We start from the raw sequence: 14843 nt of genomic DNA on the forward strand, positions 1-14843 counted from the left end.
TAGGCGGGTTTTCCAGAAGCCCTCTCTGAAGCGGCAGCGTGGTGGTTAGCCCAAGCCCCTACTCCCCAGCCGCTTCGGCAAAGATCTCGCTCAGGCGATAGGGATTGGCAGGGTTGGCGGAAACCACGTCGTCGATTTTCCAGCCGTCTACGTTGACCAGCTCATAAGTGAGGCTGCGCGGTTCGTCGAAATTGCGGAAGCTCACATCCACAATGGCTGTGTCGCCCTCGATCAGGGGCGCATCGATTTCAAAGTCGCTGATGCTGTAGTCCTGCCCGTCGACGTAGGGGTCGAAGCTCAGCGCGCCCATCTCGCCTTCGGGCGTGATCTCGGCGTCGCCCTCGTAGAGGGCCTGCAGCGCGGCCGAGCGGAAGTGCGCGTCATCCTCGGGAAATTCGCCATCGAGGTATGGCGCATAGAAAGCCTCAAGCAAGGCTTCCGGTGTGTCATAGGACTGGGCCGCGGCAAAGGCGGTGAGCGACAGGAAAAGGCCGGCAACAAGTGCAGCAAGGCGCATTAGCGACTCCGGAAAAAGCGTTACGTGTCAGTTGAACCAGAAGGCGTAGCCGAGCCAATTGGTGCCAAGCACCTCATTGGCCTGCGAAAAAGCCGCGGCATCGGCAATCGGGCCATCCTTGAGATAGGGCAGCGCGCCCGACCCAGTCAGGATCATGACAAGGTCCGTTTCGGTAGCTGTCTCGAAATAATGCTTGAGATCAAAGCCCTGCCGGAAGCGCCAATGGGGCACGAGCAACTCGCCCGCGAGCACCTGGTCAACAGTTTCCAGCGTGGCGAGCCAGGCATCAACCACCGGCTGGGTCACAGGCATATCGGGCGCGAGCGACGTCTGCCGTGGCGATGGCACGAGTTCCCGATTGTCATCGGTTTCGGCCAGGATCAGCTCCCAATTGCGGCGCGATAGCCTTGTGATTTCCCGGAGCCGATCGAGCACTCCAGCAAGGCGCGCCGGCTCGGTGACAGGAAAATCGAGCGTGTGAATGGCAGCGATGAAATCGGCGATGTTGGTATCGCTCTCGGGGTCCATGAGCAGCGTGCCGCCGCGCGAATAGTTTTCCATCGGCAGCCCGGCCTTTGGGAAGACGCGATGCAGAAAGGCGCCGAAAAACCCGGAGAAATCATGCGCCAGCACGAGATCGACAGGTGCGGCGGTGATCTGCATATAGCCGGCAAACCAGATGGCATCGGCGCGATCGAACCCGATGGTGAATCGTGTTGTGGCAGCCTGGTCGCGCTTAGTCTTCGTCTTGTTGCCAGGCGGCGGCGCATCCGGGGCGGGAATGTCATCAGATTCCCACAAGCCGCCGAGCAAGGCCCCAAGGTTTTCGCCTTCCCCGGCCGTGCCGTCACCATCAAGATCGAGCCGCACCCGCATGGGTTCGAGCGAGACGACATAGTCGCCGCCGTTGCCAGCACGCTCGAAGCTGAGCCGCGCCTGGTCTACATCGGCGAGGAAATCGCCAAGCAGACTGCGCAATCCCGTGTAGCTTAGCGGCTCGGGGTTGGGATTGGCTGGGGCGGTGTCGAAACCATCCTCGATCCCGAACAGCAGGGCTGCGGGCGCCGTGCCTGGGACTGTGGCGCCGTGGCGGTAAAGATCCTGCGCGAGCCCCTCATAGGCGGTGACGAGCTGGATGATGCCGCGGGCAAAGCATGCCTCGGCATCGTTGCGCGAACACCCTTCGGTTGCAGCAGCGAGTCCCTGCGCCGCTGTGCCGGCATAAAGGTGGTCGGCAAGGGCATCCGCGGCTTCGCCGCCAAGGGCGATCGCCGGAAAGAGCAGAGGCACCAGCGCCGCAACAGCCAATCCTAGCCTCATCGCCTGTCTCCTCGTGACTGGCCCCTACTGACCGACGCGCGCGAACCACTCGTCTTCGCTGATGACCTCGACGCCCAGCGCTTCGGCCGTCTTGAGCTTGGAGCCTGCACCGGGGCCGGCCACAAGTATATCGGTTTTTGCCGAGACCGAACCTGCAACCTTCGCACCCAGCCGCTCGGCCATGGCCTTGGCTTCCGAGCGCGACATTTTCTCGAGCGTGCCGGTGAACACCACCGTCTTGCCGGCCACAACACTGTTGGCGGAAACAGCGACAACATAGGGCTTTGGCCGGACCTGGGCCAGCAGCGCATCGAGCACGTCGTCATTGCGCTGGTTGCCAAAGAAATCCACCAGCGCTTCAATTACCGTGCCGCCGATGCCGTCGATCGAGGGAAACACCGATTTGGGATCCGCTGCAGCCGCGGTTTCCTTGCCGACGCGGATGAGCTCTTCCACGGTGGAGAAGGTTCGGGCCAGCGCTGCCGCGGTGGTTTCCCCGATATGGCGGATGCCCAGGGCAAAGATGAAGCGGTCGAGCTCGGGTTCGCGCCGGGCGTCGATGGCAGCAAAGAGCTTGTCGAGCCCTTCATAGTTCCGGTCTTCGACGCTGCGCACGTTCTTGCGCGTCTTGCCTGATAGGACCTCGCGCTGGCGCGCCTGTTGCTCGCGGCGTTCGGCCAGGGCCTTCTGCACTTCGGGGCGGCGATCACGCAGGGTGAAGATATCGGCGGCCGTCTTGACCAGACCAGCATTGAAGAACAAGTCCATGTTTTCAGCGCCGAGGCCCTCGATGTCCATGGCGCCGCGCGACACGAAGTGCCGCAGGCGCTCAATGGCCTGGGCAGGGCAGATCAATTCGCCCGTGCAACGGCGGCGGGAATCTTCCTTGCCTGTTTTCTCGTTGAGGTCACGCGTGGCGGGGGAGCCGCAGACCGGGCATGTGTGCGGAAATTCATACGGCACGGCGTCGGCGGTGCGCTTTTCGAGCACGACACGCACGATCTGGGGAATGACGTCCCCTGCCCGCTGGATCACTACCGTGTCGCCGATACGGATATCGATCGGCACGTCGCCGCGAATAGGCAGACCATTGCTGTCGATGCCCGCGATATAGTCTTCGTTGTGGAGCGTCGCGTTTTCCACCACCACGCCACCGACGGTCACCGGCTCAAGCCGGGCGATGGGGGCGAGCGTGCCGGTGCGGCCGACCTGGATATCGATGCGGCGCACGACGGTTGTTGCCTGTTCGGCCGGAAATTTATGGGCAATGGCCCAGCGCGGCTCGCCGGTAACATAGCCCCAGCGGCGCTGCAGCTCGAGCTGGTCGACCTTGTAGACGACGCCATCAATGTCATAGCCCAGCGAGGAGCGCTGTTCCTCGATCTTCTTGTAGTGGCCGATCAGCTCGTCCACCGTTTTGGCGCGCGCCATGAGCGGGCTAATCGGGAAGCCCCATTCGGCAAATTTATGGACGGCCTCGAACTGCGTGGGCGCTGGGTCCTCGCTGGTCGCGCCCCAGGCATAGGCGAAAAAGCGTAAGTTTCGGCTGGCAGTTATGGAGGGGTCCTTCTGGCGAAGGGAGCCGGCCGCGGTGTTGCGCGGGTTGACATAGTGCTGCCCGCCGGAGGCCGCAGAGCGAGCCTTGAGCGCCTGGAACTCGGCATAGGTCATGTAGACCTCGCCACGGATTTCAATGGTCCGCGGCCAGCCGGAACCCTTGAGCTTGTGAGGAATATCCTTGATGGTGCGCAGATTGGCAGTGATGTCCTCGCCCACACTCCCGTCGCCGCGCGTCGCGCCCTGAACGAACACGCCATTTTCGTAACGCAGCGAAGCCGAAAGCCCGTCGATCTTGGGCTCGGCGGTGAAGGCGAGTTCGAGATCCTTGTCGCGTTCGAAAAAGCGGCGGCCCCGCTCGAGGAAATCCAATACGTCCTGTTCGGTATAGGCCTTGGCGAGGCTGAGCATCGGCACCTGGTGGCGCACCTTGGCAAAGCCTTCGACCGGCGGCGCGCCCACGGCGTTGCCGGGACTGTCGGGACGGATCAGATGAGGGAAGGCTTCCTCGATCGCATCATTGCGCCGCCGCATGGCGTCGTATTCGGCATCCGTGATCTCGGGCGCGTCGTTTTGATGGTAGGCGATATCAGCGGCGGCGATCGCTTCGGCGAGACGCGCGAGTTCGGCTTCGGCTTCGTCAGGGGAAAGGTCTTCGACAGGTTTGGTGGACAGGTCGGTCATGTCTCTTTTTAGCCCCCGCACGATATCATCATAGACCTCATGGTGAGCTTGTGAACTGGGGGCAGTGCGATGCCACGACCTCGTTCTTCGACAGGCTCAGGATGAGGTCTACTGCGAAATGGTTTCTAGCCGGCAAAGGCGAGTACCCCCACCTAACCTCCCCCTGGAAGGGGGAGGAACCAGCCTGTAGCCGAACTACCACCCCGCCCCAAACGCAATCTGTCCCTCCCCCTATCAGGGGGAGGTTGGGTGGGGGTCCCTACCCCACTTCGCTCAGCAATTTGCTGGCGGCAGCGCGGGCTTCGTCCGTAACCTGAGCGCCTGCCAGCATGCGGGCGACTTCTTCCTGGCGCGCGGCGCTGTCGAGGAGTTTGACGTGGGTGCGCATGAAGGCGCCTTCCTTGACGGCCTGCTTTTCGATCAGCAGGTGACGCTGGGCGCGAGCGGCGACCTGGGGCGCGTGGGTGACGGCGAGGACCTGGACCTTGCCGGCAAGCCGAGCCAAGCGCCGGCCGATGGCGTCCGCCACCGCGCCGCCAACGCCCGTGTCGATTTCGTCAAAGATGAGCACGGGGGCCGAGCCGCGGTCGGCCAGCACGACCTTGAGCGCGAGGAGAAACCGGCTGAGCTCGCCGCCCGAGGCGACCTTGAGCAAGGGGCCGGCGGCCGTGCCCGGATTAGTCTGGACGTGAAAGGCGATCTGGTCGAACCCCGATGGCGCAATGCGGTTGGTGTCGACCTGATGGTCGACGATGAACTTTGCAGCGCCTAGCTTGAGGTCGGGGAGTTCGGCGCCAACTGCCTTGCCGAGCGCATTGGCCGATTTTGCGCGGGCCTTGCTCAGGGTTTCCGCGAGCTTGCGATAGGTTTCCATGGCCTTGGCTTCAGAGGCCTCAAGCGCAGCGAGCTTGGTCTCTCCACTCTGGAGCGTGTCGAGATCGGCGGAATATTTCGCAAGCACTTCGCTGAGCTCGTCACAAGTTGTCTGGTGCTTGCGCGCCGCGGCGCGCAGGGCAAAAAGACGCTCCTCGACCGCTTCGAGCTCGTTAGGGTCATAGGCCATTTCGCGCTTGAGCTCTTCAAGCGCGTCGGTGGTGCGATCAAGCGCAGCGAGCGAGCCATCGAGCGTATCGACCAAGGGCTGGAACAGCGTTGCCCCGCCATCGATCTTGCGCATGAGGCGGCGCATGAGGCCGGCCAGCGCCGGGCCTGGTGCGGAAGGACCGTTGAGCATGTCGTCGATCTCGACCACATCCGAGGCGGCGCGTTCGGCCTGCTGCAGATGCTGGCGGCGCTCGGCGAGTTCTTCTTCTTCGCCGGGCTGCGGCTTGAGCTTGCCCAACTCGTCCACGGTGTGGCGGGCATAATCTTCGGCGGCAAGCGCCTCGGCCACGAGAGCCTTTTGCGCAGCAACGGCTTCCTGGGCGTCTGCAAGGTCCTGCCAGGCGTCGCGCACCTTGGCGGCAATGGATTCCAGCTCGCCAAAGGCGTCCAGGGCGGCGCGGTGCGTTGCGACATCGACCAGGGCGCGGTCATCGTGCTGGCCGTGGATTTCAACGATCTGCGCACCGACCTTTTGCAGCAGGGCGGCGGAGACGGGCTGGTCGTTGATGAAGGCGCGGGTGCGGCCATCGGCGAACTGCACGCGGCGCAGGATCACGTCCTCGTCGTCGGGGATGGCGTTGTCGCGCAGGGCGGTGCGGGCGGGATGGTTGGGGGCGAGTTGGAGTACGGCCACCACCTGGCCGCTGTCATGCCCACTGCGCACGAGCGAAGCATCGCCGCGGCCACCCAGGGCCAGGGTCAGGGCATCGAGAAGGATGGATTTGCCGGCGCCGGTTTCGCCGGTCAGCACGGTCATGCCCTCATCGAGCGCCAGATCGAGCTGGTCGATCAGGACGATATTGCGAACCGAAAGCGCGTTCAGCATGCGCGTACCATTCCCAAATTCCGTGTGCGCTCGCGCACGCTTCTACCCTGCCGCGTCGGGGTCTTGCCCAAGTGTAGAATTAGCGAACCGGGAGGCATATTAGCGACGCGGAACAAACTAGCAACAAATAAGTGAGTTGTGGAGAAGCTTCACCGTAATCGCACAAAAGATAGACGGAGAGCTGCGGCGGCATAGGGACTAAACAGCCCCCTTGATCTGCCAATCGAGCGTAGCTCTCATGGCCTTGTTGCTCAATTTGCTCCACCGGAGCAAATTGTCCCTTCGGGCCGCGCCCAAGCCCCGCAAGGGGGAGGGTGTCGACTGCTTATCCGGATGACAGACTAGGTGCGCAGTCGGCGGCAGGCTAGGTGCGCAGGCCGGCCATCCAGCTGCCGCTGTTGACGGCGGGCGCGAGGCCTTGCTTGCCCAGGAGCGCAAAGGCCTGCTGGTACCAGGTGCTGGACGGGTAATTGTGTCCCAGAACGGCAGCGGCGGTGGTGGCCTCATTGGTGAGGCCGAGCGAGAGGTAGGCTTCGGTTAGGCGATACAGGGCTTCTTCGATATGAGTGGAAGTCTGCCAGGTTTCCACCACTGTGCGGAAGCGGTTGATGGCCGCGGTGTACTGGCCATTGCCCAGATAGTACCGGCCAACCGACATTTCCTTGCCCGCGAGCTGGTCATAGGCAACAAGGAGCTTTTCCTGCGCGTCCTTGGCGTATTCGGACTTGGGATAATTGCTGATCAGGAGGTTGTAGGTGTCGATCGCATCACGCGACAGCTGCTGGTCGCGAGTGATGTCCTTGATCTGGGCGAAATAGGCATTGCCCTTGAGGTAAAGGACATAAGGCACGTCCTTGCCATTGGGGTAGATGGCCAGGAACCGGTCCGCTGCAAGGATTGCCTGTTCAAGCTCGCCGCCACGGTAGTTGGCGTAGACCTGCATAAGCTTGGACTTTTCCACCAGCGGATCGCGCGGATGCTGGCGGTCGAGTTGCTCCAGGCCCTTGATGGCGGTCTGGAAATACTGGCGGTCCATGTCGTCCAGCGCTTTTTGGTAAAGCGCCTGGGCGGGAATAACGGGCGCTTCCTTGAGCTTGGGCGGCCCAAACAGATTCATGCCGGAGCAGCCGGCCAGAATGAGCGTGAGCAGGGCAACAGACGCAATCCGACCTGCCCGAGTGGTCAAACCACCAATAAATTCACCTGTCACGAAGTGCCCCGTTCTTGAAAGCTTTGTCTTTGCCGCGAAGTATTCAGCAATTGGTCCAAAACTGTGGCGCAGGCCGGCGGCCTTTAGAGGCTAGCGAACTGCGCGCAGGTATGGATTAACTGCCAAACCCGCCGGCTGGTCTTCGAAGGCATCGAATTCCAGCGGCAGATTATCCGCGCTGACTATTTCATAATTGGCTTCGCTCGAAAAGAGACCGGCCAACACATGTGCGTTGAGTGCGTGACCGCCCTTATAGGAGCGGAAGCGGCCCCAGATCGGAAGGCCACCAAGCGCCAGATCGCCGATGGCATCGAGCAGCTTGTGGCGCACGAATTCGTCTTCGTAGCGCAGACCTTGCGGGTTCAGGATCCGGTCATTGTCGATGGTGACCGAATTATCAAGGCTCGACCCCAGCGCATAGCCGGCCTGGCGCAGGATCTTGGCGTCGCGCACAAAGCCAAAGGTGCGGGCGCGCGAAACGTCTTCGTAATAGCGGCGTGGCGTCCAGTCGAAGATCATGCGCTGGCGGCCGATCACCTGGGAGTCAAAATCGATCTCGAGATCGAGCGCGCGACCATTGTATGGCTCAAGCGCAGCAAAAGCGTCGTTGTTCCGAACCGTAACGGCGCGCATGATCTTGAGGAATTTGCGCTGTGCGGGCTGGATTTCGAGACCGACATTGAGGATCGCTTCGGCAAAGGGCCGAGCGCTGCCATCAAGAATGGGGCATTCGCTACCATCGAGAGTGATCAAAGCATTGTCGACACCCATGCCTGAAAGGGCCGACATCACATGCTCGATGGTTGCGGCGCTGATGCTGTCGCCCAGATCGAGCGTAGTGCAAAGCGTGGTCCGCGTGACGCGGGAAAAATGCACCGGGACGGGCATGGTCACACGGCCGTCACCCAAATCGCGTGAAATGGTGATTCCAGTATCGGCCGCAGCGGGCCTGATCGTCAGCGTAACGGGCTGGCCGCTGTGAACGCCATAGCCCGAAAAGCTGAGGGCCGCGGCAAGTGTACGCTGGCGCGTGGAAAGTTTCTGCATACTGGAACTACTCCGAACAAGCTCGAAAGCTCGAGGCTGTGTTAGCCAAAAAAAACTCGGTGCGAAAGTCGCACCGAGCCATGTTTTGTCTGCCGGACAAGGCAGGTTTACCCGTGTTTACGCAGGAAGGCTGGGATTTCCAGGCTTTCTTTTTGCGGCGCAGCAGCGGGTTGCCGGCCCTGCGCATCGAGGTTGCCACGAGCGCCTTCCGAAGCGTGGGGAACACGCGAAGTCCTTGCGCCGCCTGCTTCAATGGCGCTGCGAGCGGCATTGTCGTCGGCTTGGGAATAACCCGTATCATCACGGCCACCGGCTGCCGGCTGGCCCAGATTGAGGCCAACATTGGAAGCCAGACGCTTGAACAGGGCACGGGCATTGCGTGGCTCTGCGTCCTGACGTTCCTGCACCTCCTGTGTCCGGCGCGCAACAACCGGAAGCTCCTCGGTCCGCGGCATGCGGCGCTGGGTTTCGGGACGGGCGGCGCTGGATGGCACGTAGACGCTCGGCACGGGCGATTCGTCGTGCACCATGGTGGGCTCTTCGATCTCGTGCGTCACGGGAGCGGCAGGGATATAGGGCTCGACGAAGACGCCGTCGTCTTCCCCGTGCTGGTAGCTCGGCGCGGGCGTTTCAAAGCTGAAGGCTTCGGCAACGGCTTGTTCAACCTGATGCTCGATCTGCTGAGGAACAACAGGGGCCGCAGCAGGGGCAGCCTGCGGACGCTCGGCGGCGCGTTCCATCTGGACGCGGGTCGGCTCCACGGGAACATGGCGGCGCACTTCAAGCGGGGTGCGCGATGCATGTGGCTTGGCGGGCTCCAGAGCCTGGACCATGGCCGCATCGGTGCCAGTGGCAACCACGGACACGCGGATGGTGCCGGTGAGGCTCGGATCGTAGGTAGCGCCCAGGATGATGTTGCAATCGGGATCCACTTCCTCGCGGATGCGGCTGGCTGCTTCATCGACTTCGTAGAGGGTAAGGTCCGGACCGCCGGTGATGGAGATCAGGAGGCCACGCGCACCCTGCATCGAAACATCATCAAGCAGCGGATTGGCAATGGCGGCTTCAGCGGCGTGGCGGGCACGATCTTCGCCTGAGGCTTCGCCGGTACCCATCATCGCCTTGCCCATGCCGCGCATCACGGCGCGCACGTCGGCGAAGTCGAGGTTGATAAGGCCTTCCTTGACCATCAGATCGGTGATGCAGGCAACGCCGGAGAACAGCACCTGGTCGGCCATCGCGAAAGCGTCGGCGAAGGTGGTCTTCTCGTTGGCAACCCGGAACAGATTCTGATTCGGGATAACGATCAGCGTATCGACATGGCGATGGAGCTCATCGATACCGTCTTCGGCAAGGCGGGCACGACGATTGCCTTCGAAGTTGAAGGGCTTGGTCACAACACCAACGGTCAGGATCCCCTGCTCGCGAGCAGCGCGGGCCACCACAGGCGCAGCGCCGGTGCCGGTACCACCACCCATGCCGGCAGTGATGAACACCATGTGCGAGCCGGAAAGGTGATCATTGATCTCGTCCCAGCTTTCCTCGGCGGCAGCGCGGCCCACTTCGGGGTGCGAGCCTGCGCCCAGGCCTTCGGTGACGCCGACGCCGAGCTGGATGATTCGCTGAGCCTTGGAGAGGGCCAGCGCCTGCGCGTCGGTGTTGGCCACAACGAAATCCACGCCATCAAGCCCGGATTCGATCATGTTGTTTACAGCGTTGCCGCCAGCGCCACCGCAACCGAATACGGTGATGCGAGGCTTTAGTTCCTGAATGTCCGGGATGGTGAGGTTGATGGTCATGAATGGCCTCGTGGTGGCGTTGTTGGGTTAATATTTACCCCGCCAAACGTTAACCGGCTCCTAACAATTGTCCCACCGGTGTTAACGGACACGCATTTTGCGAGACAAATCCGCAACAGATTTGTTTCTCGTTAACCACGTCGATGTCGGAAGAGGCACGCCTCGTTCGTCATGACTTCGGGTTCAACATGGGAGAAAGCCGATGACCAAGATCATGCCCTGCCTTTGGTTCGACGATCGGATCGAGCAGGCCGTCGATTTTTATACCTCAACCTTCCGAGCCACGAAGGTTCATCAGCTGGTGCGGCAGGCGCCCGATAAGCCGGCGCTCACGGCTGTGATCGAGCTTGAGGGGCATAAATTCATGCTGCTCAATGGCGGGCCGCAGTTCCGGTTCACGGAAGCGGTCAGCTTCATGATCGACTGCCAGGATCAGGCGGAGGTCGATTATTTCTGGGACAGGCTGACAGCCGATGGCGGGGAAGAAAGCATGTGCGGCTGGTGCAAGGACAAGTTTGGTCTCAGCTGGCAGGTTGCGCCCAAGCAGATCTATGAGACCGTTCTTGGCCCTGACAAGGCCGGGGCCGAACGCGCCATGCAGGCCATGATGGGCATGCGCAAGCTGATCGTTGCGGATCTGCAGAAGGCCTATGCGGGCACTTAGGGCGCCTGCAGCAGCGCCTTGGTGCCCGTCAATTCGGGATTGGTGATGGCAAGGCCGGCGCCGAACACGAGGGCATCTTCGACAAGGCCGCTCGGTGTTTGCCCGACGCGGCTCATGGCCTTTTTGCGCAGGCTGAGCCCAATATAGGAGGAGACGAGCGCTGCGCCCACGGCGATAGCGGCACCGGTGGCGCGCTGACCGCGTGGGGCAAGCGCTGCGCCGGCATAGGCGGAGGTGATGCTGCGCACGGCGAGCCCCACCGGAATGGTGCGATCAGGCGCGGTCTTCATCTTGTCGCCGCCCATTTCAGCCACCGCAAAGGCAATGGCGCCGGCAGTGACGATGGGGTGGTGGAAAAGTTTCTGCAGGGGAAGGTCGTCATCCACTTCGCCGCGATAGGTGGCAAGGCCGATGGTAGCAAGCGGGGTGATGCCGCGCTGGCCCGCGACAAGGCCAATAAGGAGGGATCGAAGCATAGAGGTTCTCCGGGGGTGTTGGTCGGAGAATGGTTTGGGTGGGATTTCGATCCGACCCCACCTCCTCTCCCCTTGGCAGCGGTAGGGGACAATGCGGTGTTCGCCAAAGATCTTGCCATGCACCGGACTCATCCAACCTCTACGGATCGTCACCCTCAGGTCGAGCCCGAGGGTGACGAGCGGTAATCGGGGACGCGCGGGGGCTGATCCGAGCCGCTTGTCTCGTTAGAAGCTCGAGCGCAGCCAGGAGCCGACGCGGGCGAAATAGCCGTCGGTGCCGGTGAGTTTGCGGCTGGCGCGGGGTTCGGCGTATTCGCGGCTGCAAACCTGGGGGTAGATCAGCATGCCCGCGACCGTGGCAAAGGCGGCGCCTTTTGCCATTTCGGGCAGGCCGGCAATACCCATCGGCCGGCCGTTGCGGACATTGCGCGCAAGGGTGCGGCGGGCGACTTCGGGCAGGCCGGTCATTTCGCTGGCGCCGCCGGTCAGCACAAAGCGGCGGCCGCAGACATCCATCATGCCCGTCGCCTGCATGCGGTCGCGAATGGCGGTGAGGATTTCCTCGATCCGGGGGCGCATGATGCGGGTCAGCACCGAACGGGCCACCTGTCCCGGCGCTTCGTCATGCATGGAGCCAACCGGCTGGATCGGGATCAAATCGCGCTCATCGGCCTGACCGGGAAGCACGGAGCCATAGAACGTTTTGAGCCGCTCGGCGTCGGCAATGGAAACCGAGAGCTGGCGGGCAATGTCCAGGGTAAGGTGATGGCCGCCAATGGCGATGGCATCGGCATAAACCAGATGGCCTTCGTTGAAGACGGACACGGTTGTGGTGGCGCCGCCGAAATCGACACAGGCAACGCCAAGCTGGGCTTCATCATCGACCAGGGTAGCCAGGCCCGACGCATAAGGGGTGGCGACCAGCGCCTCGATCTGCAGATGGCAGCGATGAAGAACCAGTTCGAGATTGCGCATGGCGAGCGTCTCGGAGCTGACCACGGCCACATCGACGCCCAGCTTGTCCCCCACCATGCCCTTGGGATCACGAATGCCTTTTTGCCCATCAATCGCGTAACCGATCGGCATCGCATGGATGATGGAGCGCTCAGGCCGGACGGAGCGCTCATTGACGGCCCGCAAGACGCGGTGGATGTCGGTTTTTTCAACTTCCTGGCCATCCAGCGACACGGCAGCCGAGAAGGTTTCGGAGCCCAGGCGGCCCGCAGTGACATTGACGAGGACCGATTCAAGCGTGAGGCCGGCGGCGCGCTCGGCCATGCCGACCACGGAGCGAATGGTGTGCTCGGCCTTTTCGATATCGGTGACGACCCCGGACTTGACGCCTGCAGAGGGACCATAGCCGAAGCCAATTACCTCGGCCTGGTGCGAGCGGCCGCGCAGGGCCTTTCCTTCCGGACGCGGCGTCAGGCGCGCAATCACGCAGCAGATCTTGGTGGAGCCGATGTCGAGCACGGCGACAAGGGTGGTCTTGCCCGGCTGCACGGGGCGAAGCCGGGAGGTCATGGCGTCGGTCATCATTGCGGGGCGGCCGGTTGGGGAAGTGTTTGGGAGGGAAGGTTGCGCGGCGGAAGCGGATAAGGCTTAGGCGAGCGAATGCGTTCGGCCAGCTCGGCCTTGCGCTTCTTTTCGTCCTCGGCCAGCTGTTCTTCGGTCTTGTTGGGGCGGACGGCGACGAGGTTGGCGACGCGCAGATCCACAAGGTTCACGTCGCGATCGAGCAGCTGGTAATGATCCTGGTACATGACCAGATTGCGCAACGCGCGGGCGACGCCCAGCTCGGGCAATTGGACGCGAAGGCCGGTGTCGTAGATCAAATCCCAGCGGCGGTCGGCAATGCGCGAGAGGGCCACGAGGCCTTCCTTGAGGCTGGGATATTGGTCAAGCGCGCGGATCATGACGAGGGCGTCGTCGCTGGCGCCATCGCCAACAACGAGCGGCAGCTCGCCATAGGCGCCCCGGTCTTCCCCGATCTGCTCGCCCTTGGCATCCACCAGAAAGGTGATGCCATCAACGCGCCAGCGCGCCACGGGTTTTTTTTCCGTGACTTCAACAACAACGTCACCGGGATAGGTCTTGCGTACGCTGACCGTCTTGATGGCCGGCAGCTCGGCGATACGTTGGCGGGCGGCTTCCACATCGAAACTAACAGTGGAGGTATGCGGCTCGATGCCCAGGGCATCAAAGATCGCCTGCTCGCTGGTGAGGGTCTGACCGGTGATGGAAATTTCGCCAATGGCGAAGCCCGCAGCGGCAAAGCGCCCTTGAGCCATTTCGCCCAGCGTCATGGCGCCAAACATGATGGGTTCGCGCACCTGATAGAGCCCTACCCCAAGGGCGAGCAGCGCCACCGCGCTGATGCTGCGCACCATGGCCGTGCGGTGCAGGACCCAGGCGCGGCCCCAATTATTGGCGATTTTGCGCCGCGGAGAGCGCATGGGAACAGGCAGCGCGCTGGGATCGATGATCCGCGCACCAGCGAGAAAGGTCTCGCTTTTTACCTGTTGCAACTCGCGTCCTCCACCATCCAGGCGACCAGTTCTTCATAGGAGTGGCCTGCATGCAGGGCCTGCTCCGGCACCAGCGATGTCTCGGTCATGCCCGGCTGGGTATTGATCTCGAGGCACACCAGTTCGCCATCCTCGCCTGCCGCGTCATTGTAGCGGAAGTCACACCGCGTCACGCCCCGGCAGCCGAGAGCCGCATGGGCGGCCAGGCTCAACTTTTGCACTTTGTCGTAAATTTTCGGTTTCAGCTGGGCTGGAATTACGTGGACTGATCCGCCTTTAGAGTATTTGGCCTCGTAGTCGTAAAAGGCAGCGTCGGTTACGATTTCGGTGACGCCAAGAGCGACGTCGCCCATCACGGCGCAGGTGAGTTCGCGCCCGGGAATGTAACGCTCGACCATGAGCTCTTCGCCAGAGTTCCAGTTTTCGCGCAGGATTTCCTGCGGCGGATGGCTGGTGTCGCCCTTGACGATGAAGACACCAAAGCTCGAACCATCGGCGATGGGTTTCATTACATAGGGCGGCGCCATGACATGAGCGCGGGCTGCTTCCGAGCGCGGAACGATGACGTGGTCGGTGACCGGAATGCCGGCCGCCTTCATCACGATCTTGGCCTGGTGCTTGTTCATGGCCAGCGCCGAGGCCATGACGCCCGAATGGGTATAGGGAATTTCCAGCAGTTCCAGCACGCCCTGGATCATGCCGCTTTCACCGAACGGGCCATGCAGCGCATTGAAGGCGACGTCTGGCTTGAGCTCGACCAGCATGTTGGCGATGTTGCGATCGACATCGACTTCGGTGACCTGGTAGCCGGCGCGGCGCAGGGCCGCAGCGCAGCCAGCGCCCGATTTTAGGGAGACGGGGCGCTCATTAGACCATCCACCCATGAGAACGGCGACGTGTTTGGTCATGGTGTGGTCCTGTTATTTGTGGGTCCAGATCTATCGCAACCGCTGGCGCCTCCCTCGGACTTGATCCGAGGGCCATTCTCCACCCGGCACAAGCGGCGCGTGACCTCCGGATCAAGTCCGAGGGAGGCGCCGGTGGTTGAATGGAGAACGCGGTGGGCGCGCACCGAAGGTGCGGCGTAAATTGGAAAGCAATAAGAGCACCA

General features: G+C 62.3%; 12 protein-coding genes. 1 reads left to right on the forward strand and 11 read right to left on the reverse strand.

Annotated features, from left to right (window positions below):
• Positions 1-58: 58 nt before the first annotated feature.
• From DDE77_RS06100 to ftsZ, 7 genes are all read right to left on the reverse strand, one after another.
• A complete protein-coding gene (locus DDE77_RS06100) occupies positions 59-517 on the reverse strand; it encodes a YqhG/Tai3 family protein (RefSeq protein ID WP_108396544.1) in 459 nt (152 codons plus the stop codon).
• Positions 518-544: 27 nt separating this feature from the next.
• Complete coding sequence (locus DDE77_RS06105; protein WP_157959693.1) at positions 545-1837, reverse strand: hypothetical protein; 1293 nt, start codon at positions 1835-1837, stop codon at positions 545-547.
• 24 nt (positions 1838-1861) lie between these two features.
• Complete coding sequence (gene ligA, locus DDE77_RS06110; protein WP_108396623.1) at positions 1862-4069, reverse strand: NAD-dependent DNA ligase LigA; 2208 nt, start codon at positions 4067-4069, stop codon at positions 1862-1864.
• Between the two features lie 268 nt (positions 4070-4337).
• Entirely contained in the window at positions 4338-6008 is a 1671-nt protein-coding gene (gene recN / locus DDE77_RS06115) for a DNA repair protein RecN (protein WP_108396546.1), read from the reverse strand.
• A gap of 364 nt (positions 6009-6372) precedes the next feature.
• A complete protein-coding gene (locus DDE77_RS06120; protein ID WP_245895105.1) occupies positions 6373-7218 on the reverse strand; it encodes an outer membrane protein assembly factor BamD in 846 nt (281 codons plus the stop codon).
• Positions 7219-7308: 90 nt separating this feature from the next.
• Positions 7309-8265 carry a UDP-3-O-acyl-N-acetylglucosamine deacetylase gene (gene lpxC / locus DDE77_RS06125; RefSeq protein ID WP_108396547.1) on the reverse strand — a complete coding sequence of 319 codons (957 nt, stop codon included), beginning with the start codon at positions 8263-8265 and terminating at the stop codon, positions 7309-7311.
• A 107-nt stretch (positions 8266-8372) separates the two neighbouring features.
• The gene (gene ftsZ / locus DDE77_RS06130; RefSeq protein ID WP_108396548.1) at positions 8373-10064 is read right to left on the reverse strand and encodes a cell division protein FtsZ; all 1692 of its coding nucleotides are present in this window, start codon (positions 10062-10064) and stop codon (positions 8373-8375) included.
• 202 nt (positions 10065-10266) lie between these two features.
• On the opposite strand from ftsZ, the gene DDE77_RS06135 reads away from it, so the two are divergent.
• Complete coding sequence (locus DDE77_RS06135) at positions 10267-10728, forward strand: VOC family protein (RefSeq protein ID WP_108396549.1); 462 nt, start codon at positions 10267-10269, stop codon at positions 10726-10728.
• On the opposite strand, the gene DDE77_RS06140 is transcribed toward DDE77_RS06135, so the two are convergent.
• The 4 genes from DDE77_RS06140 to DDE77_RS06155 form a co-directional block, all read right to left on the reverse strand.
• Positions 10725-11204 (reverse strand): DUF4126 domain-containing protein, encoded by a 480-nt coding sequence (locus DDE77_RS06140; RefSeq protein WP_108396550.1) that lies wholly within the window; start codon positions 11202-11204, stop codon positions 10725-10727. The two genes, DDE77_RS06135 and DDE77_RS06140, sit on opposite strands and share 4 nt — an antisense overlap.
• Positions 11205-11429: 225 nt before the next feature.
• Positions 11430-12728 carry a cell division protein FtsA gene (gene ftsA / locus DDE77_RS06145; protein ID WP_245895106.1) on the reverse strand — a complete coding sequence of 433 codons (1299 nt, stop codon included), beginning with the start codon at positions 12726-12728 and terminating at the stop codon, positions 11430-11432.
• Positions 12729-12739: 11 nt separating this feature from the next.
• Positions 12740-13732 carry a cell division protein FtsQ/DivIB gene (locus tag DDE77_RS06150; RefSeq protein ID WP_108396552.1) on the reverse strand — a complete coding sequence of 331 codons (993 nt, stop codon included), beginning with the start codon at positions 13730-13732 and terminating at the stop codon, positions 12740-12742.
• The gene (locus DDE77_RS06155) at positions 13720-14640 is read right to left on the reverse strand and encodes a D-alanine--D-alanine ligase (protein WP_108396553.1); all 921 of its coding nucleotides are present in this window, start codon (positions 14638-14640) and stop codon (positions 13720-13722) included. The genes DDE77_RS06150 and DDE77_RS06155 overlap by 13 nt, the downstream gene beginning before the upstream one ends.
• Between the last annotated feature and the right edge of the window lie 203 nt (positions 14641-14843).

Origin of the sequence: Devosia submarina (genome assembly GCF_003056345.1) — a bacterium.
Lineage (GTDB): Bacteria > Pseudomonadota > Alphaproteobacteria > Rhizobiales > Devosiaceae > Devosia > Devosia submarina.

Excerpts from the sequence above, each read along its gene's own strand:
- ftsZ (WP_108396548.1), bottom strand. The coding sequence starts at position 10,064 with ATGACCATCAACCTCACCATCCCGGACATTCAGGAACTAAAGCCTCGC.
- DDE77_RS06100 (WP_108396544.1), bottom strand. The coding sequence starts at position 517 with ATGCGCCTTGCTGCACTTGTTGCCGGCCTTTTCCTGTCGCTCACCGCC.
- ftsA (WP_245895106.1), bottom strand. The coding sequence starts at position 12,728 with ATGACCTCCCGGCTTCGCCCCGTGCAGCCGGGCAAGACCACCCTTGTC.
- recN (WP_108396546.1), bottom strand. The coding sequence starts at position 6,008 with ATGCTGAACGCGCTTTCGGTTCGCAATATCGTCCTGATCGACCAGCTC.
- DDE77_RS06105 (WP_157959693.1), bottom strand. The coding sequence starts at position 1,837 with ATGAGGCTAGGATTGGCTGTTGCGGCGCTGGTGCCTCTGCTCTTTCCG.
- lpxC (WP_108396547.1), bottom strand. The coding sequence starts at position 8,265 with ATGCAGAAACTTTCCACGCGCCAGCGTACACTTGCCGCGGCCCTCAGC.
- DDE77_RS06140 (WP_108396550.1), bottom strand. The coding sequence starts at position 11,204 with ATGCTTCGATCCCTCCTTATTGGCCTTGTCGCGGGCCAGCGCGGCATC.
- DDE77_RS06155 (WP_108396553.1), bottom strand. The coding sequence starts at position 14,640 with ATGACCAAACACGTCGCCGTTCTCATGGGTGGATGGTCTAATGAGCGC.
- DDE77_RS06135 (WP_108396549.1), top strand. The coding sequence starts at position 10,267 with ATGACCAAGATCATGCCCTGCCTTTGGTTCGACGATCGGATCGAGCAG.